The organism is Leclercia sp. Marseille-Q4284, assembly GCF_916618945.1.
Taxonomy (GTDB): Bacteria; Pseudomonadota; Gammaproteobacteria; order Enterobacterales; family Enterobacteriaceae; genus Enterobacter; species Enterobacter tamurae.
This window is the reverse complement of record NZ_CAKAKG010000001.1, coordinates 2,963,805-2,984,117: the sequence shown is the minus strand read 5'-3', so window position 1 is coordinate 2,984,117 and position 20,313 is coordinate 2,963,805. Positions and strand designations below refer to the sequence as shown.

The following is a 20,313-nucleotide window of genomic DNA, read 5'->3' as shown; positions in this document are numbered from 1 at the left end:
TGTGAGCACTAGACTAAGCCGCCTGTTTTTAAGTCACGAGTATATGCCATGCGCGTCGCCGATTTCTCCTTTGAATTACCCGAGTCCCTGATTGCCCACTATCCTATGCCTGAGCGCAGTAGCTGCCGCTTATTGTCGCTGGATGGGCCGACGGGGGCGCTGACGCACGGTACTTTCACCGATCTGCTCGACAAGCTCAACCCGGGCGATCTGCTGGTGTTCAACAACACCCGCGTTATTCCGGCCCGCCTGTTCGGCCGCAAAGCCAGCGGCGGCAAGATTGAAGTACTGGTCGAAAGAATGCTCGATGATAAACGTATTCTGGCACATATTCGCGCCTCCAAGGCGCCAAAGCCGGGGGCGGAGCTGCTGCTGGGCGATGACGAGAGCATCAACGCCACCATGGTGGCGCGCCACGATGCGCTGTTTGAAGTCGAGTTTAATGACGAGCGCACGGTGCTGGATATTCTGAACACCATCGGCCACATGCCGCTGCCGCCCTACATTGAGCGTCCGGATGAAGAGGCTGACCGCGAGCTGTATCAGACCGTCTACAGCCAGAAACCTGGCGCGGTAGCGGCGCCGACCGCAGGCCTGCACTTTGATGAACCTTTGCTGGAAAAACTGCGCGCAAAAGGCATTGAGATGGCATTTGTGACCCTGCACGTCGGGGCGGGCACCTTCCAGCCGGTACGTGTCGACAGCATTGAAGATCACATCATGCACTCCGAGTACGCCGAAGTGCCGCAGGAGGTTGTGGACGCAGTGATGGCGGCGAAAGGCCGTGGGAGCCGCGTAATTGCCGTCGGCACCACCTCGGTTCGCTCGCTGGAGAGCGCCGCCCAGGCCGCTAAAAACGATCTGATCGAACCCTTCTTTGGCGACACCCAAATCTTTATCTACCCGGGCTATCAATACAAAGTGATCGATGCGCTGGTGACCAACTTCCACCTGCCGGAGTCAACCTTGATCATGCTGGTGTCGGCATTTGCTGGTTATCAAAACACCATGAACGCCTACAAGGCTGCGGTAGAACAAAAATATCGGTTTTTTAGCTACGGTGACGCGATGTTTATCACGTACAATCCGCAAGCTTTGAATGAACGTGTCGGGGAATAACGCCGCGGCACTGGTCTAACGCGCCGGACTGTTTTTCTGACGCTGGAGAAAAAATGAAATTTGAACTTGATACCACCGATGGTCGCGCACGCCGTGGCCGTCTGGTGTTCGATCGCGGCGTAGTCGAAACGCCAGCCTTCATGCCTGTTGGCACCTACGGCACCGTAAAAGGGATGACGCCGGAAGAAGTCGAAGCCACTGGCGCGCAAATTATCCTCGGCAACACCTTCCACCTGTGGCTGCGCCCGGGTCAGGAAGTGATGAAGCTGCACGGCGATCTGCATGACTTTATGCAGTGGAAAGGCCCAATTCTGACCGACTCCGGCGGCTTCCAGGTCTTCAGCCTCGGTGATATCCGTAAGATCACTGAAAAAGGCGTTCACTTCCGTAACCCTATCAACGGCGACCCGATCTTCCTCGATCCGGAAAAATCGATGGAGATTCAGTACGATCTCGGCTCCGACATCGTGATGATCTTCGACGAATGTACGCCATACCCGGCAGACTGGGATTACGCCAAACGCTCGATGGAGATGTCGCTGCGCTGGGCGAAGCGTAGCCGCGACCGCTTTGATGGCCTCGGCAACAAAAATGCGCTGTTCGGCATTATTCAGGGAAGCGTTTACGAAGATTTACGCGATATCTCTGTTAAAGGTCTGGTAGAGATAGGTTTTGATGGCTACGCTGTCGGCGGTCTGGCTGTGGGGGAACCGAAGGAAGATATGCACCGTATTCTGGAGCATGTTTGCCCGCAAATTCCAACAGATAAGCCTCGATACCTGATGGGCGTCGGCAAACCAGAAGATCTGGTTGAAGGCGTACGTCGCGGCATTGATATGTTCGACTGCGTTATGCCGACCCGCAACGCCCGTAATGGTCATCTGTTCGTGACCGACGGCGTGGTAAAAATCCGTAATGCGAAGCATAAAAGCGACACCAGCACGCTCGATGCCGAGTGCGATTGCTATACCTGTCGCAATTATTCTCGTGCCTATTTGCATCATCTTGATCGTTGTAATGAAATACTGGGCGCGCGTCTCAACACGATTCATAACCTTCGCTATTACCAGCGCTTAATGGCTGGTTTACGCAAGGCTATCGAAGAGGGTAAATTAGAGAGCTTCGTGACCGATTTTTACCAACGACAGGGTCGGGATGTCCCACCTTTGAACGTTGATTAATTTATTTAATGAGGGAATTTTAATGAGCTTTTTTATTTCTGATGCGGTAGCGGCAACAGGTGCACCGTCGCAGGGCAGCCCGATGTCTCTGATTCTGATGCTGGTGGTGTTCGGTCTGATCTTCTATTTCATGATCCTGCGTCCACAGCAGAAGCGCACCAAAGAGCACAAAAAGCTGATGGACTCCATCGCGAAAGGCGATGAAGTGCTGACTAACGGTGGTCTGGTAGGTCGTGTAAGCAAAGTTGCTGATAACGGCTACATCGTTATCGCGCTGAACGATACTACTGAAGTAGTGATTAAACGTGACTTCGTTGCTGCCGTTCTGCCGAAAGGCACCATGAAAGCGCTGTAATTAACTTTTCCCAAAGGGAACTGCCGTGTTAAACCGTTATCCTTTGTGGAAGTATGTCATGCTGGTCGTCGTCATTGTCGTCGGCCTGCTGTATGCGCTTCCCAACCTGTATGGTGAGGATCCGGCTGTTCAAATCACTGGCGCGCGCGGCGTCGCCGCCAGTGAGCAAACGCTGATCCAGGTCCAGAAAACTTTACAAGAAGAAAAAATTACCGCTAAGTCTGTGGCACTGGAAGAGGGCGCTATTCTTGCTCGCTTCGACTCCACCGACACGCAGCTCCGCGCTCGTGAAGCGCTGATGGGCGTGATGGGTGATAAATATGTCGTGGCGTTGAACCTTGCTCCTGCAACGCCGCGTTGGTTAGCTTCTATCAACGCGGAGCCGATGAAACTCGGTCTCGACCTGCGTGGCGGCGTACACTTCCTGATGGAAGTGGATATGGAAACTGCCCTTGGCAAACTCCAGGAACAAAACATCGACAGCCTGCGTAGCGATCTGCGCGAAAAAGGCATCCCTTACACCACCGTGCGTAAGGAAGATAATTACGGGATGAGCATCGCGTTCCGCGACAGCACTGCCCGTAATCAGGCGATGGATTACCTGACCCAGCGTCATCGCGACCTGGTCCTCTCCTCTCAGGGCAGCAACCAGCTGCGTGCGGTGATGACCGATGAACGTCTGAAAGAAGCGCGTGAATACGCGGTTCAGCAGAACATCAACATCCTGCGTAACCGTGTAAACCAGCTTGGTGTTGCTGAACCGCTGGTACAGCGTCAGGGTGCTGACCGTATCGTGGTTGAGCTGCCGGGTATCCAGGATACTGCGCGTGCGAAAGAGATTCTGGGCGCAACCGCGACCCTCGAATTCCGTCTGGTGAACACCAACGTCGATCAGTCCGCTGTCGCGTCAGGCCGCGTTCCGGGCGACTCTGAAGTGAAGCAGACCCGTGAAGGCCAGCCGGTTGTGATGTACAAGCGGGTGATCCTGACCGGTGACCACATCACCGACTCGACCTCCAGCCAGGACGAATACAACCAGCCGCAGGTTAACATCTCGCTTGATAGCGCCGGTGGTAACATCATGTCTAACTTCACCAAGGACAATATCGGTAAACCGATGGCGACCCTGTTCGTGGAGTACAAAGACAGCGGTAAAAAAGATGCGAACGGTCGCTCCATCCTGGTGAAAGAGGAAGAGGTGATTAACATCGCCAACATCCAGTCTCGCCTGGGTAATAGCTTCCGTATCACCGGTATCAACAACCCGAACGAAGCACGTCAGCTCTCGCTGCTGCTGCGTGCCGGTGCGCTGATTGCGCCGATTCAGATTGTTGAAGAGCGGACCATCGGTCCAACTCTGGGTATGCAGAACATCACTCAGGGTCTTGAAGCCTGTCTGGCCGGTCTGGCGATCTCCATCATCTTCATGATCTTCTTCTATAAGAAGTTTGGTCTGATTGCGACAAGCGCGTTGATTGCGAACCTGGTGCTGATCGTCGGCATTATGTCTCTGCTGCCGGGGGCGACGCTGACCATGCCGGGGATCGCAGGTATCGTCTTAACCCTTGCGGTGGCGGTCGATGCTAACGTACTGATCAACGAACGTATCAAAGAAGAGTTGAGCAACGGGCGTTCAGTACAACAGGCGATCGACGAAGGTTACCGTGGCGCGTTCAGTTCCATCTTCGATGCGAACATCACCACGCTTATCAAGGTTCTTATCCTGTACGCAGTCGGTACTGGTGCCATTAAAGGTTTTGCTATCACTACCGGTATCGGTGTGGCGACCTCAATGTTTACCGCTATCGTCGGCACCCGTGCCATCGTGAACCTGCTGTACGGCGGCAAGCGCGTTAAAAAGCTGTCTATCTGAGGAGTGCGTTGTGGCACAGGAATATACTGTTGAACAATTGAACTACGGCCGTAAAGTCTGGGACTTTATGCGCTGGGACTACTGGGCCTTCGGCATTTCAGGTTTTCTGCTGATTCTGTCCATCGCCATTATGGGCGTGAAGGGCTTTAACTGGGGGCTCGATTTCACCGGTGGTACGGTGATTGAGATTAACCTGGAAAAACCGGTCGATATGGACCAGATGCGTGAGTCGCTGCAGAAGGCGGGCTTCGAAGAGCCGCTGCTGCAGAACTTCGGCAGCAGCCGCGACATCATGGTGCGTATGCCGCCGGTTCATGATGCCAACGGCAGCCAGGAGCTGGGCAGCAAGGTTGTTAACGTGATTAACGAAACAACCAGCCAGACCGCAACCGTTAAGCGTATTGAATTCGTCGGCCCGAGCGTGGGTGCGGATCTGGCCCAGACCGGTGCGATGGCACTGCTGGTGGCGCTGATCTCCATCCTGGTATATGTCGGTTTCCGCTTCGAGTGGCGTCTGGCGGCCGGGGTGGTTATCGCCCTGGCGCACGACGTGGTGATCACCATGGGCGTTCTGTCGCTGTTCCATATCGAGATCGACCTGACCATTGTGGCCTCGTTGATGTCGGTTATCGGTTACTCGCTGAACGACAGTATCGTGGTATCGGACCGTATCCGTGAAAACTTCCGTAAGATCCGTCGCGGTACGCCGTACGAGATCTTTAACGTGTCGTTGACCCAGACGCTGCACCGTACCTTGATCACCTCCGGGACCACCCTGATGGTGATCCTGATGCTGTATCTCTTCGGCGGCCCGATTCTGGAAGGCTTCTCGCTGACCATGCTGATCGGTGTTTCCATCGGTACGGCTTCATCCATCTACGTCGCGTCCGCGCTGGCACTGAAACTTGGCATGAAGCGCGAACACCTGCTTCAGCAGAAAGTAGAAAAAGAAGGGGCGGATCAGCCGTCCATTCTGCCGTAAGGCATTGTCTGATGCGTGACGAAATCCCGGTCTTATGGCCGGGATTTTTTTTGCCTGCTCCTGACAAACACTCCTGACAGTATGCTGTCAGGAGGCCTGGCGTAGACTCCTTCTGAACCTAAACAACAGGCAGGAGGATGTATGAAAAGTGTGATTAACTGGTTTGAGATTCCGGTCGCGGATATGGATCGTGCCATCAAATTTTACGAGCCGGTGCTGCAGGTGACGCTGAAGCGCGAGCAAATGGACGTTGCCGAGTTGGCCATTTTCCCTCATGAGGATCCGGCCACCGGCGGCGCGCTGGCAAAATTTGACGGCATTACACCCTCGTCGCAGGGCGCTATTATTTACCTGCATACTGACAACCTTGCGGCCACGCTGGATCGCGTTTCGTCTGCTGGCGGCGCATGCGTGTTTGGCCCACTTGAGCTGCCGCGCGGTATTGGCACCATCGCGCTGTTTACCGACAGCGAAGGCAACCGGGTTGGACTTCATCAACCCGCCTGATATTCACCTGTAAAGCGAAGAACCCATGACCCGACGCGCCGACCGCTTGTTCCAGATTGTGCAGATCCTGCGTGGCAGGCGGCTAACAACCGCAGCGCATCTGGCGGACAGGCTCGGCGTGTCGGAACGCACGGTCTATCGCGATATCCGGGATCTGTCGCTCTCTGGCGTGCCGGTGGAAGGGGAGGCGGGAAGCGGGTATCGCCTGATGACGGGCTTCGACCTGCCGCCGCTGATGCTGACCAACAAGGAGTCCGAGGCGCTAATGGTGGCGATCCGCCTGCTGAAAACCTGGGGCGGGGAGTCGCTGTCGCGTGAGCTGGAATCGGCCCAGGAAAAGGTGCTGGCGATCCTGCCGGAGGAGAGCCGTCGCAAGGCCGAGCAGACCCGGATCTACGCCCCGGACATTGCCCTTCAGCCGCACTCCCGCAGCGGCTTCGATGTGATCCATCAGGCGATCTCCGCTCAGCGGGTGCTGGGCCTGCACTATCGGGATGAGAGTGGGCAGTTATCCTCCCGGGACGTTCAGCCGCTGGGGTTGTTCTTCTGGGGCGAGCACTGGCTGCTGGCGGCCTGGTGCGAACGGCGGGATGACTACCGCTGTTTCCGGCTCGACAGGTGTCTGAATATCATGATAACGGACAGACGCTTTAGCGAAAGCGCGGAGCGTTCGCTGGCGGATTTTTTGAGGAAGGTGAAGCAATAAGATGCCGGGTAGCGGCTACGCCTTACCCGGCCTACGGTAAGTGCGGCCTGATGCCCTCACCCCGACCCTCTCCCACGGGAGAGGGCGCAAACATAAAAAACGGCAACCCGAAGGTTGCCGTTTTGCTTTTATTTCGCCACCCGGCACAACTACAGGATTAGAAGTTATAACCCACAACCAGGTAACCACCCCAGCCGGTAGAACGGACGCTGAAGTCGCCGTCGCCGAAGTTCAGGCTGGCGTCGTCGTTCCACTGGCCACCGTTGTGCCAGTAACGCGCCACAACAGAGTAGTGCCAGTGATCGTAGTTCAGCGCCAGGATGTGGCTGGAGGCGATGGAGTCATTGGTACGCGCTTTCTTACCGTTCAGGTCACGGAAGTCGTCGTTGCCCAGGTCTGAACCCCAGTCAAAGTTGGTGAAGCCGATGTAGCTCAGGTTGCCGCCCCACAGCTGGGTGATTGGCACAAAGTATTTCACTTTGAAACGGTAGCCATCCCACTCGTTTTCGTTCGCTGCACCGTAGTTCTGCCACTGGTATTTGGCATACACGTTCATGGACAGGCTCATCGGCAGACCGGTGTCGATGTCAGTACCCAGACCCATGTACCAGGTGCTCTGACGACCAGACTTGTTGCGGCCCATGTCGTAGATGTAGTTGTTTGCGACGTACCACTCTTTGAACGGACCAAACGCCAGGCTGGTGCCGGTCAGTTTATCGATGGAGAAGCGCGGTTCGATCTCCATGAACAGTGGGGAACCGTGGTTCCAGATACCTTTCGCATCAGTGTTACCACCGAAGAAGACCGGTGCATCCATGTAACCATAGAAATCAAACCAGTCTTTCTTAGCGAACGCTTCGTATTCCAGGTAGGTATCGTTGCGGATCTGCGGTCCAAAACGGGTGTGGTAGCTGCCCACAACGTTAACGCTCTGGTGCCACCAGTCGGAAACGTATTCTGGTTTGTCGTTTTCTGCTGCCTGCACAGCGAAAGTTGAAGAAAGTGCCAGCGCTGCACCGGCTGCCAGTAATGTTTTTTTCATAATGATGCCACTGATTTGAAATCCCTTACGGGAGTGAAAAAGGCGCGAATTGCGTTTCTAAATATTTCGTATTTCTGGGAGCCTATTATAGGAATCCTTGCTCACAAAAATATGTGTTGTTTCACAGTTCTCTCACATACGTAATCGATTGCGTTCACGTTTGCGTATTTTTAACGGAGCGGATTGTAATAGCAAACATTTCTGTTGCCAATGTTTGTAAATAAAGAGGGGAGCGGAACGTGTAACACGTTCCGCAGGGGGATTATTGCGCGACGGGCTGAATATCGTGGATACGGATGAAACCGAGCTGATCGGGGGTCAGGCCATTTAGCTGAAGCGGAATGTCGACATCGCTCGGTGCCAGCACGCTGGCCGGAGCATTAATTAGCTGGGTCTGGACGTTCACTTCCTGGAAGCTGTCGGTGGTGCCCTGGATCTGGCCCCACTCAACGGTAGCGCTGAATGCCGGCAGCGGATCGTTTGATTCCCCCTGAATACGCAGCGTGGCGCGGGTGCCGTCGGCGTTCGGCGCCGCGTTCACCAGTGACATCTTCAGCGTACCAATCTGGCTGTTCAGCCGGGCAGGGGTATTCGACCCTGACAGCAGATAGACGCCGCTGGTCGATTTGGCGTTCAGTGCATTCTGCTGAGTGATCTTGACGGTTTCCTGGTTGAGCTTGTTCATAGTGGTATTCAGTGAACTGATGCTCTGATTCATCTGGCGCACTTCGCTTTGCTGGGCGCAGGCGCTGAGGCTAAAAAGGCTTCCCAGCAGCAAAACATGTAGGTAACGTCTTGTCATGGCAATTATTTCCCTGAAATAACGGATTCTGCTAAGGGTAGTCAACGACGCTGCCCCGCGTATAGATCCTTTATCTCAAAAACGCTCCTTCTTTGTTGTCAGCCCAGTTCAGGGTAAAATGGAGCTCAGTCAACCCGATAGCCAGGACACCGTATGCATTGCCCATTCTGTCTCGCCGTGGATACCAAAGTAATCGACTCCCGCCTCGTGGGAGAGGGCTCATCCGTACGCCGCCGTCGTCAGTGCCTGGTGTGTAACGAACGTTTCACCACCTTTGAAGTGGCAGAACTGGTGATGCCCCGCGTCGTGAAAAGTAATGACGTCCGCGAACCCTTCAACGAAGAAAAGCTGCGCAGCGGGATGCTAAAAGCACTGGAAAAACGGCCAGTCAGCGCAGATGACGTCGAAATGGCGCTTAATCACATCAAAACCCAGCTGCGCGCCACCGGCGAGCGTGAGGTGCCAAGCAAAATGATCGGCAACCTGGTGATGGAACAGCTGAAAAAGCTCGATAAAGTGGCCTATATCCGCTTTGCCTCTGTTTACCGCAGTTTCGAAGACATTAAAGAGTTCGGGGAAGAGATCGCCCGCCTACAGGATTAAGCATATGCAGGATGAGATTTACATGGCGCGAGCGCTGAAGCTGGCGCAGCGCGGTCGTTTTACGACCCATCCCAACCCCAATGTCGGCTGCGTTATCGTTAAAGATGGCGAGATCGTCGGGGAAGGTTTTCACTATCGTGCCGGTGAGCCGCATGCAGAAGTGCATGCCCTGCGTATGGCCGGCGAGAAGGCGCGCGGCGCCACCGCCTACGTCACGCTGGAACCCTGCAGCCATCACGGGCGCACGCCGCCGTGCTGCGATGCGCTGATAGCGGCCGGTATCTCCCGGGTTGTCGCGGCCATGCAGGATCCTAACCCACAGGTCGCCGGTCGCGGCCTGTATCGCCTGCAGCAGGCGGGGATTGAGGTCAGCCATGGCCTGATGATGAGCGAAGCCGAGCGCCTGAATAAAGGCTTCCTCAAGCGGATGCGTACCGGTTTTCCCTATATTCAATTGAAGCTGGGCGCCTCGCTGGATGGCCGCACGGCGATGGCCAGCGGCGAAAGCCAGTGGATCACCTCCCCGCAGGCAAGGCGCGATGTGCAACGTCTGCGCGCGCAAAGCCATGCTATTCTCACCAGCCATGCCACCGTTTTGGCCGACGATCCGGCATTGACCGTGCGCTGGGATGAGCTGAATGCCGACACCCAGAAATTGTACCCGCAAGAGAATTTGCGCCAGCCGCTGCGCATTGTGGTCGACCGGCAGAACCAGGTTACCCCTGAGCACCGCATTGTGCAGCAGCCCGGGGAAACCTGGTTTGCCCGCACTCAGGAAGATGAGCGCAGCTGGCCCGAAGGCGTACGCAGCATTCTGGTGCCGGAGCACAATTGGCACGTGGATTTAGTGGTGCTGATGATGTTGCTGGGCAAACAGCAGATCAACAGTATCTGGGTAGAAGCGGGCCCGACGCTGGCCGGCGCGCTGTTGCAGGCCGGGCTGGTGGATGAGCTGATTGTCTATCTGGCGCCTAAACTGTTAGGCAGCGACGCCCGCGGCCTGTGCGTGTTACCAGGGCTGGAAACGCTGGCGGATGCGCCAGCATTTAACTTTAGCGAGATACGCCCGGTTGGACCGGATCTCTGTCTCCACCTGACCACCGCGTAAGGCTTGCCTAAATAGGGAAGCAGTGCGCAAAATATTATGATAAAATCCGCCCCCCTGCGGGGCCACCAAATGAACCCGTTAAGGAAGAGTATGAACATTATTGAAGCAGCCGTTGCTACCCCGGACGCTCGCGTCGCCATCACCATTGCGCGTTTCAACAACTTCATCAACGACAGCCTGCTGGATGGTGCGATTGACGCCCTGAAACGTATCGGCCAGGTGAAAGACGAAAACATTACCGTTGTCTGGGTTCCGGGTGCTTACGAACTGCCACTGGCAGCGGGCGCACTGGCGAAAACCGGCAAATACGATGCGGTAATTGCGCTGGGTACAGTGATTCGTGGCGGTACCGCGCACTTTGAATATGTTGCCGGTGGCGCAAGCAACGGTCTGGCGCACGTGGCACAGGAAGCAGAAATTCCTGTCGCGTTCGGCGTACTCACCACTGAAAGTATTGAACAAGCCATCGAACGTGCTGGCACCAAAGCCGGTAACAAAGGTGCAGAAGCTGCACTGACCGCGCTTGAAATGATCAATGTATTGAAAGCCATCAAGGCCTGATTTTTTTGTAAGGGGAATTCCGTGAAACCTGCTGCTCGTCGCCGCGCCCGTGAATGTGCCGTTCAGGCACTTTACTCCTGGCAGTTGTCCCAGAACGACATCGCTGATGTTGAATACCAGTTCCTGGCGGAACAAGACGTCAAAGACGTTGACGTCGTGTACTTCCGTGAACTGCTGTCGGGAGTGGCGACTAATAGCGCGTATCTCGACGGTCTGATGAAGCCGTACCTTTCCCGTCTGCTCGAAGAGCTGGGTCAGGTTGAAAAAGCGGTGCTGCGTATCGCCCTGTTTGAACTGGCTAAACGTGATGATGTGCCTTACAAAGTGGCCATCAACGAAGCGATCGAGCTGGCGAAAACCTTCGGTGCTGAAGACAGTCACAAATTTGTGAATGGCGTGCTGGATAAAGCTGCACCTGCGATCCGTCCCCGTAAAAAGTGATCCGCAAGCCGGAGTTTCGTATCGCCTTTGGGCGGTGCGGGCTCCGGTTTTTTTATTTTCTTTGCTGAGGCATAACGCATGGCATGTGGCGAGTTTTCCCTGATTGCCCGTTATTTTGACCGAGTCAGAAGCTCGCGTCGCGATGTGGAAACCGGCATCGGCGACGACTGTGCACTTCTCAATATCCCCGAAAAACAGACGCTGGCAATCAGCACCGACACCTTAGTGTCTGGTCACCATTTTCTGCCGGATATCGATCCTGCCGATCTGGCCTATAAAGCGCTGGCGGTGAACGTGAGCGATCTGGCGGCGATGGGGGCCGATCCGGCGTGGTTAACGCTGGCTCTGACCCTGCCAAAAGTCGATGAAAGCTGGCTTGAGGCCTTTAGCGACGCGCTGTTTGAACAGCTTAACTATTACGATATGCAGCTGATCGGCGGCGATACCACCGCCGGTCCGCTGTCGATGACCCTGGCGATCCACGGCTATGTGCCTAATGGACGCGCACTCAAACGGTCTGGCGCGAAACCGGGCGACTGGATTTACGTCACCGGTACACCGGGAGATAGCGCCGCGGGCCTGGCTGTCTTGCAGAATCGCCTAACCATAGAGCGTGCCGATGACGCGGCCTATTTTGTGCAACGCCATCTGCGTCCGACCCCGCGCATTCTGCACGGCCAGGCGCTGCGCGATCGCGCCAGCTCGGCTATCGATCTCTCGGATGGCCTGATCTCCGATCTGGGCCATATTCTGAAAGCCAGCGGCGTGGGCGCGCGGATCGACCTCGATCTGTTCCCACTCTCTGAGGCGATGCGCAGGCATGTTGAGCCTGAGCAGGCGTTGCGCTGGGCGCTCTCCGGCGGCGAAGATTATGAGCTGTGCTTTACCGTGCCTGAGCTGAATCGCGGGACGCTGGATGTGGCGTTAGCCAATCTGGGTGCCGGGTTTACCTGTATCGGCCAGATCATGCCGGAAAGCGAAGGGATGCAGTTCGTGCAGAACGGCTCGCCGGTGACGCTCGACTGGAAAGGGTACGATCACTTCGCGTGAGGTGTTGCCGGGTGGCGGCTTCGCCTTACCCGGCCTACAAATGCTATCGTAGGCCCGGTAAGCGTAGCGCCACCGGGCTTTTTTATTTGAACCCAACGACCGGATGCTGCTTGTACGGCGTCTCCAGTTCGGCAATTTGTTCCGGCGTCAGGGTGATATCCACGGCGTTGATCAGCTCATCCAGTTGTTCTTCGCGCGAGGCACCGATAATCGGTGCGGCAACCCCTCGTTTACTTAACACCCACGCCAGCGCCACCTGAGCGCGCGTCACGTCGAGCTCCTCGGCAATCCTCGCTACCCGTTCGGCAATTTGCGCGTTGTTAGCTTCGGTTTCCTCATAAAGCGTTTTACCAAACTCATCCGATACCGAGCGGGCCGTGGTTTCGCCCCACGGACGGGTTAACCGCCCGCGTGCCAGCGGACTCCACGGGATCACCGCCACGCCGTGCTGATAGCACAGGGGTAACATCTCGCGCTCTTCTTCGCGGTAGATCAGGTTGTAGTGATCCTGCATGGTGACAAACGGCGCCCAGCCGTGCTGTTCCTGCAGCGCCAGGGCTTCGGCAAACTGGGCGGCGTGCATTGACGAGGCGCCGATATAGCGCGCTTTACCCGCTTTGACCACGTCATTCAACGCTTCCAGCGTCTCTTCAATCGGCGTGTTGTAATCCCAGCGGTGGATTTGCAGCAGATCGACATACTCCATGTTCAGGCGTCGCAGGCTGTCATCAATGGAGCGCAGGATCTGCGCCCGGGAGAGGCCTTCTGCCAGATCCCCTGTCTGATGGTAAACCTTGGTGGCGACCACCACCTCTTCGCGGCGGGCAAAGTCGCGCAGGGCCTGGCCGACGATCTCTTCGCTGCTGCCGTCGGAGTAGCTGTTAGCGGTATCAAAGAAGTTAATGCCGCCTTCGAGGGCGTGTTTGATGATTGGGCGGCTGCTCTCTTCCGGCAACGTCCAGGCGTGCTTACCCCGGTCCGGCTCGCCAAAGGTCATGCAGCCCAGGCAAAGTCGGGAAACCTTAAGATCTGTTTTTCCTAATATATTGTATTGCATGGTTCCACTCCTGCTGATTACTTAAAACGTACCGTTAAGCATAGCAGGAGCGGAAAGGGGAGGGATTATGCCAGCCAGGCGGTGATGCGGGCTTCGATACCTGCGGCGTCCAGACCGATGTCGGCGCGCGCTTCGTCCTGGGTGCCCTGCGGAATAAAGTGATCCGGCAGGCCAAGGTTTAGCACCGGCACGACTTTACGTTTCGCCATCAGCACTTCGTTCACACCGCTGCCTGCGCCACCCATAATGGCATTTTCTTCCAGGGTGATCAGGGCTTCATGCTGCGATGCCATCTGCAGAATCAGGGCTTCATCCAGCGGCTTCACAAAGCGCATATCCACCAGCGTCGCGTTAAGGGATTCCGCCACTTTTGCCGCTTCCGGCATCAGCGTACCGAAGTTCAGGATCGCCAGCTTTTCACCGCGACGTTTGACGACGCCTTTACCAATCGGCAGTTTTGCCAGCGGCTCCAGGGTCACGCCCACGGCGTTACCGCGAGGATAACGCACGGCGGTAGGGCCATCCTGATAGTGATAGCCGGTGAAGAGCATCTGTCGGCATTCGTTCTCGTCGCTTGGGGTCATCACCACCATATCCGGGACACAGCGCAGGAAGGAGAGATCGAACGCCCCCTGGTGCGTCTGGCCGTCGGCGCCGACAATACCCGCCCGGTCAATGGCGAACAGCACCGGCAGTTTCTGGATGGCGACGTCGTGGATCACCTGGTCATAGGCGCGCTGCAGGAAGGTGGAGTAGATCGCCACTACCGGCTTGTAACCGCCAATCGCCAGGCCTGCGGCAAAGGTCACCGCATGTTGCTCGGCGATGGCGACATCAAAATATTGCGTCGGGTATTTGCGGGAAAACTCGACCATCCCGGAGCCTTCGCGCATCGCCGGGGTCACGGCCATCAGCTTGCTGTCTTTGGCGGCGGTTTCACACAGCCAGTCACCGAAGATTTTCGAATAGCTCGGCATCCCGCCGCTGCTTTTTGGCAGGCAGCCGCTGGTCGGATCGAATTTAGGCACCGCGTGGAAGGTGATCGGGTCTTTTTCGGCCGGTTCGTAGCCCCGGCCTTTTTTGGTCATGATGTGCAGGAACTGCGGGCCTTTCAGGTCGCGCATGTTTTTCAGCGTCGAGACCAGGCTCAGCACGTCGTGCCCATCTACCGGGCCGATGTAGTTAAAGCCCAGCTCTTCAAACAGCGTGCCCGGCACTACCATGCCTTTGATGTGCTCTTCGGTGCGCTTCAACAGCTCTTTGATCGGCGGTACGCCGGAGAGAACTTTTTTACCGCCTTCGCGCAGGCTGGAGTAGAGCTTGCCCGAAAGTAGATTCGCCAGGTGGTTATTCAGCGCCCCGACGTTTTCGGAAATCGACATCTCGTTGTCATTGAGCACCACCAGCATGTCGGGTTTGATATCGCCCGCGTGGTTCATCGCCTCAAAGGCCATCCCGGCGGTGATCGCGCCATCGCCAATGACGCAGACGGTGCGACGCTGTTTGTTCTCTTTTTCGGCGGCAACGGCAATACCGATCCCGGCAGAAATGGAGGTGGAAGAGTGACCGACGCTCAGCACGTCGTATTCGCTCTCGCCGCGCCACGGGAACGGATGCAGGCCCTCTTTCTGGCGAATGGTGCCAATTTTATCACGACGACCAGTGAGAATTTTGTGCGGATAAGCCTGATGACCCACGTCCCAGATCAGCTGATCGAAGGGCGTGTTATAGACATAATGCAGCGCCACGGTGAGTTCCACCGTGCCAAGCCCGGAGGCGAAATGGCCGCTGGAGCGGCTTACGCTGTCAAGCAGATAGCGACGCAGCTCGTCACACAGCTTCGGCAGGCTCTCTTTCGGCAACAGACGTAACTCCTGGGTGGAGTCAACCAACGCCAGTGTCGGGTATTTGGCAATATCAAAACTCATCAGAGACTCATCGTGGTGTTTTCGTTATTTATCACGCTGGATTATATAGTCCGCTAGCGCTTCCAGTGCCGAGGTGTCCAGTGACTGCGCGGCCAGTTGCTCTAGCGACTGACGGGCATCCGCAATCAGGTCCCGGGCTTTTTGTTGGGCTTGCTCAAGGCCCAGAAGGGCGGGATAGGTACTTTTGCCAAGCTGCTGATCGGCACCCTGACGTTTACCCAATGTTGCAGTATCGCCCACGACATCCAGAATGTCATCCTGAACCTGGAAGGCTAAACCGATACTTTCTGCATAACGATCCAGAACCGGCAAGGCTTTGCGACCCTGTTCACCCGCGCTCAGCGCGCCCAGACGAACGGCTGCACGAATCAATGCCCCGGTCTTGTGGCGATGAATTCGCTCCAGCTGTTCCAGATTAACCTGACGGCCTTCTGCCTCCAGATCCAGCGCCTGACCGCCACACATACCGGCAACACCGCTGGCCATTGCCAGCTCGGAGACCATCGCCAGACGATCGCGATCCGCCACTTCCACCATCGGCGCATCGCTCAGAATCGAGAACGCCAGGGTTTGCAGGGCATCGCCCGCCAGAATGGCGTTCGCTTCGCCAAATTTAATGTGGCAGGTCGGCTGACCGCGACGCAGATCGTCGTCGTCCATCGCCGGCAGATCGTCGTGGATCAGCGAGTAGGCGTGAATACACTCGACCGCAGCGGCTGGCGCATCCAGCGTATCGGCGCTGATGCCGAACATTCCGCCGGTGGCATACACCAGAAAAGGACGCAGGCGTTTGCCGCCTAACAGTGCGCCATAATGCATGGCCTCAACCAGTGGAGTGTTCTGAAAAGGCTGGGGAGCGATAAAACGGCGCAGTGCGTCGTCAGCACGCCCGACGCACGCCTGAAGCTGGTTCGAAAAGTCCATCTACTCGGCATCCGGTGTGAAGGGGGTCGTGGCGGCATCTTCGTTATCGGAGAGCAGGATCTGCACGCGTTGTTCCGCCTGTTGCAGTTTAACCTGGCCCTGGCGCGCCAGCTGCACGCCGCGTTCGAATTCATTAAGCGCCTCTTCTAACGGCAGGTCGCCGCTTTCCAGACGGGTAACGATTTGCTCCAGTTCACTCAGCGCAGTTTCGAAACTGGCGGGTGCATCGTTTTTCTTCGGCATAGTGAATGTCTGACTCTCAGTTTTTTATCCCTGATATGGTATCGGACTCAGGGTAATTATCAAATAACGCGCAATGTGCGCAGGAGCCACGCGATGGTGGTATACTTCCGCGCCTGGATGCAGCCCTGGAAATGTGGGCTGCTGTACTTTTCCATTACAAGCCTTATCGCTTGCCAAAGAAACATTGCCGCCATGAAGTTTATCATTAAATTGTTCCCTGAAATCACCATCAAAAGCCAATCTGTGCGTTTGCGCTTTATTAAAATTTTAACCGGGAACATTCGTAACGTTCTGAAGCACTACGACGAGACGCTGGCCGTCGTGCGTCACTGGGATCATGTTGAAGTCCGCGCTAAAGATGAAAACAAGCGCCTGGACATTCGTGATGCCTTAACCCGTATTCCGGGGATCCACCATATTCTGGAAGTGGAAGATGTTCCTTTCACCTCCCTGCACGACATCTTCGAAAAAGCGCTGGCGCAGTATCGCGATCAGATCGAAGGTAAAACCTTCTGCGTGCGCGCCAAGCGTCGCGGTAAGCATGAGTTTAGCTCCATTGAAGTTGAACGCTACGTCGGCGGCGGGCTGAATCAGCACGTTGAGTCTGCGCGCGTGCGTCTGACCAACCCGGAAGTGACCGTTAATCTGGAAATCGAAAACGACCGCCTGCTGCTGGTGAAAGGCCGCTATGAAGGTATCGGCGGTTTCCCAATCGGTACCCAGGAAGACGTGCTGTCGCTGATCTCCGGCGGTTTCGACTCCGGTGTTTCCAGCTATATGCTGATGCGTCGCGGCTGCCGCGTGCACTACTGCTTCTTTAACCTTGGCGGCGCGGCGCATGAAATCGGCGTGCGTCAGGTGGCTCATTATCTGTGGAACCGCTTCGGCAGCTCCCACCGCGTGCGTTTTGTGGCGATCAACTTTGAGCCAGTGGTTGGCGAGATCCTCGAGAAAGTCGACGACGGCCAGATGGGCGTAGTGCTGAAGCGCATGATGGTACGTGCGGCCTCGAAAGTGGCTGAGCGTTACGGCGTGCAGGCGCTGGTCACCGGCGAAGCGCTGGGCCAGGTCTCCAGCCAGACCCTGACCAACCTGCGTCTGATCGACAACGTCTCGGATACATTGATCCTGCGTCCGCTGATCTCCCACGATAAAGAGCACATTATCGACCTGGCGCGTGAGATCGGTACAGAAGACTTCGCCCGTACCATGCCGGAATACTGCGGCGTGATTTCCAAGAGCCCTACCGTGAAAGCGGTGAAGGCGAAGATCGAAGCGGAAGAAGAGAACTTCGATTTCAGCATCCTTGAGAAAGTGGTGGCTGAAGCGTCCAACATCGATATCCGTGAAATCGCCCAGCAGACCGAGCAGGAAGTTGTGGAGGTCGAAACCGTCAGTGGTTTCGGCCCGGACGATGTGCTGCTGGATATTCGCTCGATTGACGAGCAGGATGCGAAGCCGTTTACGCCGGAAGGTGTGGAAGTGGCATCAGTGCCGTTCTACAAGCTGAGCACCAAATTTGGCGATCTGGACAAGAACAAAACCTATCTGCTGTGGTGCGAGCGCGGGGTGATGAGCCGTCTGCAGGCGCTCTATCTTCGCGAGCAGGGCTTTACCAATGTGAAGGTGTATCGCCCGTAGTGGTTGTGCCGGGTGGCGGCTTCGCCTTACCCGGCCTACATGATACGAGTAGGCCCGGCAAGCGCAGCGCCGCCGGGCAATTTCTACGCTTCGTAATAGTTATAGATCCCCGCCGCCATTACCAGCGAAGAGGCCACTTCATAGGCTTTTTCGCGCCCGACCAGCAGCTCGATAATCTTCAGCGCAAAATCAATCGACGTGCCCGGCCCCTGGCTGGTGAGCAGGTTTACGCGTGGATCCCAGACCATACGCTTATCCACCCACTGCTCTTCGGGGATCTTATCCTTCAGCGTTGGGAAACCGGTCATATTGCCAATCGGGAAGATATTGTGCGGCACCAGCACCGTGGCGGCGGCCGCGCAGATGGCAGCGACGATACGCCCGGAATGGTGGAACTGCCTGACGGTTTCGACCAGCAGCGGGCTGTCACGGAAGCACTCCGCGCCCTTGATACCGCCCGGGAGAACGATCACGTCGTAATCACCGTCGGCCACCTCTACCAGCGGGGCATCTGCCACGAGCTTTACCCCACGGGAGCAGGTGATGATCAGATTGCCATCACTGGCGACGCTCGCCGTCGTGACGTTAATCCCGGCGCGAACCAGCAGATCGATCGTAGTGACCGCTTCGGTCTCTTCGCTACCAGGGGCGAGGCATACCAGTGCCGACGCGCTCATACTCACTCTCCTTACGTTTAACCTGTTCGTACAGACGGACATTTTCCGGCACGCTGATACCGTGTGCGCGGGCGCGTTTTAGCAGGTAACCGGTAATGTAATCAATTTCGGTATGCCGGAGCCCGCGGATATCCTGCAGCATCGAAGAGATGTTCTGGGCGGTGCGCTCTATGACCTCGTCAACGTAATAGCGAATATCGTCCACCGAGGTGTGGATGCCCTCGCGCTCCACGACGGCCGCGACCTCTGCGCACAGCGTGGCTATGGTCTGCGGATGGTTTTTAAGCTCACCATTTGGACAATCCAGCAGGGCGGTCAGCGGATTAATCACGCAGTTTACCGCCAGCTTGCGCCACATTTGTGGGCGGATGTTATCGTGCCAGGCGACATCCGGCAGCACCTGCTGGAAACGATCCGCCAGATAACTGTAGTCCCCCTCCTGCGCTCTGGCCGGGCCGATGTGGGTCATCCCGCTGGCGACATGAACAATCACGTTGCCGTCACGACGGGCCGCATGGGTGGTGATGGCCATCAGCAGCGGCTGGGGAACGCTTTTAAGCTCTTCAATGGTCCCCATCCCGTTGTGAAGCAACATTATCGGTGACGTAGGGGGAAGGGTGGACGCCAGCGCCCGCACGGCATCAGAGACCTGCCAGGCTTTCAGGGTGACGAGCAAAAGATCGCTTTGGGCCAGGAAATCCGGATCGTTGGCGATAAGAGATTCGTTAAAGATACTCCCGTCTTCTTCAATCAGGTTTACACTGCAATAGGGCTGTGGCACGCGCATCCAGCCCTGGACTTCGTGTCCCTGTTTGCAAAGTGCGGCGAGCCAAAGTTGTCCCAGTGCCCCGCATCCGAGCACGGTAATTTTCATCGTTCCTCCTCACCTGCAACTGCGCCAGGTGTTACAACATGTAGTATAGCGTCGACAACTAAGCTTCTGTTGAGTTATGCCCCGTAGCGGGTATTATGCAACGCAACAAAAGTGAAGGGAGAAGAAAAGATGCCATCTTTCGATATTGTTTCCGAAGTTGATATCCAGGAAGTACGTAACGGCGTGGACAATGCCAGCCGTGAAGTCGAGTCACGTTTCGATTTTCGTGGCGTTGAGGCAAGTTTTGAGCTGAACGACGCAAATAAGACCATTAAGATCCTGAGTGAGTCCGATTTCCAGGTCACTCAGCTGCTGGACATTCTGCGTGCCAAGCTGTTGAAGCGCGGCATCGAAGGGACCTCCCTCGATGTGCCGGAGACCTTCGTTCACAGCGGCAAAACCTGGTTTGTCGAAGCCAAACTGAAGCAGGGCATTGAGAGCGCGATGCAGAAGAAAATCGTTAAGCTCATCAAAGACAACAAGCTGAAGGTGCAGGCACAGATCCAGGGCGAAGAGATTCGTGTTACCGGGAAATCTCGCGACGATCTGCAGGGTGTGATGGCGCTGGTGCGTGGCGGCGATCTCGGCCAGCCGTTCCAGTTCAAAAACTTCCGCGATTAAGAAAAAGCCCGGCGATGC

The 20,313-nt window shown here is 56.3% G+C and carries 22 protein-coding genes; 14 read left to right on the top strand and 8 right to left on the bottom strand.

What is annotated here, in order from left to right; translation table 11 throughout:
* Window positions 1-48 precede the first annotated feature (48 nt).
* The 7 genes from queA to LG383_RS14080 all read left to right on the top strand — a co-directional run bounded on the left by queA (window position 49) and on the right by LG383_RS14080 (window position 6,723).
* The gene (gene queA, locus LG383_RS14110) at window positions 49-1,119 is read left to right on the top strand and encodes a tRNA preQ1(34) S-adenosylmethionine ribosyltransferase-isomerase QueA (RefSeq protein ID WP_106992119.1); all 1,071 of its coding nucleotides are present in this window, start codon (window positions 49-51) and stop codon (window positions 1,117-1,119) included.
* 53 nt (window positions 1,120-1,172) lie between these two features.
* Entirely contained in the window at window positions 1,173-2,300 is a 1,128-nt protein-coding gene (gene tgt, locus LG383_RS14105; protein WP_106992120.1) for a tRNA guanosine(34) transglycosylase Tgt, read from the top strand.
* A gap of 22 nt (window positions 2,301-2,322) precedes the next feature.
* On the top strand, window positions 2,323-2,655 hold the full coding sequence (gene yajC / locus LG383_RS14100; protein ID WP_106992121.1) for a preprotein translocase subunit YajC: 333 nt from the start codon (window positions 2,323-2,325) through the stop codon (window positions 2,653-2,655).
* Window positions 2,656-2,680: 25 nt separating this feature from the next.
* The gene (gene secD, locus LG383_RS14095; protein ID WP_106992122.1) at window positions 2,681-4,528 is read left to right on the top strand and encodes a protein translocase subunit SecD; all 1,848 of its coding nucleotides are present in this window, start codon (window positions 2,681-2,683) and stop codon (window positions 4,526-4,528) included.
* Window positions 4,529-4,538: 10 nt separating this feature from the next.
* Window positions 4,539-5,510: a protein translocase subunit SecF gene (secF, locus tag LG383_RS14090; RefSeq protein WP_106992123.1), complete on the top strand. Its 972-nt coding sequence runs from the start codon at window positions 4,539-4,541 to the stop codon at window positions 5,508-5,510.
* Window positions 5,511-5,651: 141 nt separating this feature from the next.
* On the top strand, window positions 5,652-6,017 hold the full coding sequence (locus tag LG383_RS14085) for a VOC family protein (protein WP_106992124.1): 366 nt from the start codon (window positions 5,652-5,654) through the stop codon (window positions 6,015-6,017).
* A 25-nt stretch (window positions 6,018-6,042) separates the two neighbouring features.
* Window positions 6,043-6,723 (top strand): YafY family protein, encoded by a 681-nt coding sequence (locus tag LG383_RS14080; protein ID WP_106992125.1) that lies wholly within the window; start codon window positions 6,043-6,045, stop codon window positions 6,721-6,723.
* A gap of 157 nt (window positions 6,724-6,880) precedes the next feature.
* Here the strand turns inward: LG383_RS14080 and LG383_RS14075 are convergent, their stop codons facing one another.
* Entirely contained in the window at window positions 6,881-7,765 is an 885-nt protein-coding gene (locus LG383_RS14075; RefSeq protein WP_106992126.1) for a nucleoside-specific channel-forming protein Tsx, read from the bottom strand.
* A gap of 262 nt (window positions 7,766-8,027) precedes the next feature.
* Complete coding sequence (locus LG383_RS14070) at window positions 8,028-8,567, bottom strand: DUF3251 domain-containing protein (RefSeq protein ID WP_106992127.1); 540 nt, start codon at window positions 8,565-8,567, stop codon at window positions 8,028-8,030.
* 153 nt (window positions 8,568-8,720) lie between these two features.
* Here LG383_RS14070 and nrdR point away from each other — a divergent pair, with 153 nt between their 5' ends.
* From nrdR to thiL, 5 genes are all read left to right on the top strand, one after another.
* Complete coding sequence (nrdR, locus tag LG383_RS14065; protein WP_032616812.1) at window positions 8,721-9,170, top strand: transcriptional regulator NrdR; 450 nt, start codon at window positions 8,721-8,723, stop codon at window positions 9,168-9,170.
* 4 nt (window positions 9,171-9,174) lie between these two features.
* Complete coding sequence (gene ribD / locus LG383_RS14060; protein ID WP_225759410.1) at window positions 9,175-10,278, top strand: bifunctional diaminohydroxyphosphoribosylaminopyrimidine deaminase/5-amino-6-(5-phosphoribosylamino)uracil reductase RibD; 1,104 nt, start codon at window positions 9,175-9,177, stop codon at window positions 10,276-10,278.
* 90 nt (window positions 10,279-10,368) lie between these two features.
* Window positions 10,369-10,839: a 6,7-dimethyl-8-ribityllumazine synthase gene (gene ribE / locus LG383_RS14055; RefSeq protein ID WP_012016288.1), complete on the top strand. Its 471-nt coding sequence runs from the start codon at window positions 10,369-10,371 to the stop codon at window positions 10,837-10,839.
* Window positions 10,840-10,860: 21 nt separating this feature from the next.
* Complete coding sequence (nusB, locus tag LG383_RS14050) at window positions 10,861-11,280, top strand: transcription antitermination factor NusB (protein ID WP_106992129.1); 420 nt, start codon at window positions 10,861-10,863, stop codon at window positions 11,278-11,280.
* 78 nt (window positions 11,281-11,358) lie between these two features.
* On the top strand, window positions 11,359-12,330 hold the full coding sequence (gene thiL, locus LG383_RS14045; protein ID WP_225759409.1) for a thiamine-phosphate kinase: 972 nt from the start codon (window positions 11,359-11,361) through the stop codon (window positions 12,328-12,330).
* Window positions 12,331-12,412: 82 nt separating this feature from the next.
* Here the strand turns inward: thiL and LG383_RS14040 are convergent, their stop codons facing one another.
* The 4 genes from LG383_RS14040 to xseB all read right to left on the bottom strand — a co-directional run bounded on the left by LG383_RS14040 (window position 12,413) and on the right by xseB (window position 16,482).
* Window positions 12,413-13,387 carry an aldo/keto reductase gene (locus tag LG383_RS14040; protein ID WP_106992131.1) on the bottom strand — a complete coding sequence of 325 codons (975 nt, stop codon included), beginning with the start codon at window positions 13,385-13,387 and terminating at the stop codon, window positions 12,413-12,415.
* Between the two features lie 65 nt (window positions 13,388-13,452).
* A complete protein-coding gene (gene dxs / locus LG383_RS14035) occupies window positions 13,453-15,315 on the bottom strand; it encodes a 1-deoxy-D-xylulose-5-phosphate synthase (protein ID WP_106992132.1) in 1,863 nt (620 codons plus the stop codon).
* A 24-nt stretch (window positions 15,316-15,339) separates the two neighbouring features.
* A complete protein-coding gene (gene ispA, locus LG383_RS14030) occupies window positions 15,340-16,239 on the bottom strand; it encodes a (2E,6E)-farnesyl diphosphate synthase (RefSeq protein WP_142488423.1) in 900 nt (299 codons plus the stop codon).
* Window positions 16,240-16,482, bottom strand: a complete 243-nt coding sequence (xseB, locus tag LG383_RS14025) for an exodeoxyribonuclease VII small subunit (RefSeq protein ID WP_032616819.1) — start codon at window positions 16,480-16,482, stop codon at window positions 16,240-16,242.
* 192 nt (window positions 16,483-16,674) lie between these two features.
* Here xseB and thiI point away from each other — a divergent pair, with 192 nt between their 5' ends.
* A complete protein-coding gene (thiI, locus tag LG383_RS14020) occupies window positions 16,675-18,123 on the top strand; it encodes a tRNA uracil 4-sulfurtransferase ThiI (RefSeq protein ID WP_106992794.1) in 1,449 nt (482 codons plus the stop codon).
* Between the two features lie 83 nt (window positions 18,124-18,206).
* On the opposite strand, the gene yajL is transcribed toward thiI, so the two are convergent.
* Both yajL and panE read right to left on the bottom strand, forming a co-directional pair.
* Window positions 18,207-18,800 carry a protein deglycase YajL gene (gene yajL, locus LG383_RS14015; protein WP_225759408.1) on the bottom strand — a complete coding sequence of 198 codons (594 nt, stop codon included), beginning with the start codon at window positions 18,798-18,800 and terminating at the stop codon, window positions 18,207-18,209.
* The gene (gene panE / locus LG383_RS14010) at window positions 18,763-19,674 is read right to left on the bottom strand and encodes a 2-dehydropantoate 2-reductase (protein WP_106992135.1); all 912 of its coding nucleotides are present in this window, start codon (window positions 19,672-19,674) and stop codon (window positions 18,763-18,765) included. Before panE ends, yajL begins: the two co-directional genes overlap by 38 nt.
* A gap of 129 nt (window positions 19,675-19,803) precedes the next feature.
* Between panE and LG383_RS14005 the strand changes: the two genes are divergently transcribed.
* Window positions 19,804-20,295 (top strand): YajQ family cyclic di-GMP-binding protein, encoded by a 492-nt coding sequence (locus LG383_RS14005; RefSeq protein WP_225759407.1) that lies wholly within the window; start codon window positions 19,804-19,806, stop codon window positions 20,293-20,295.
* Window positions 20,296-20,313 lie beyond the last annotated feature (18 nt).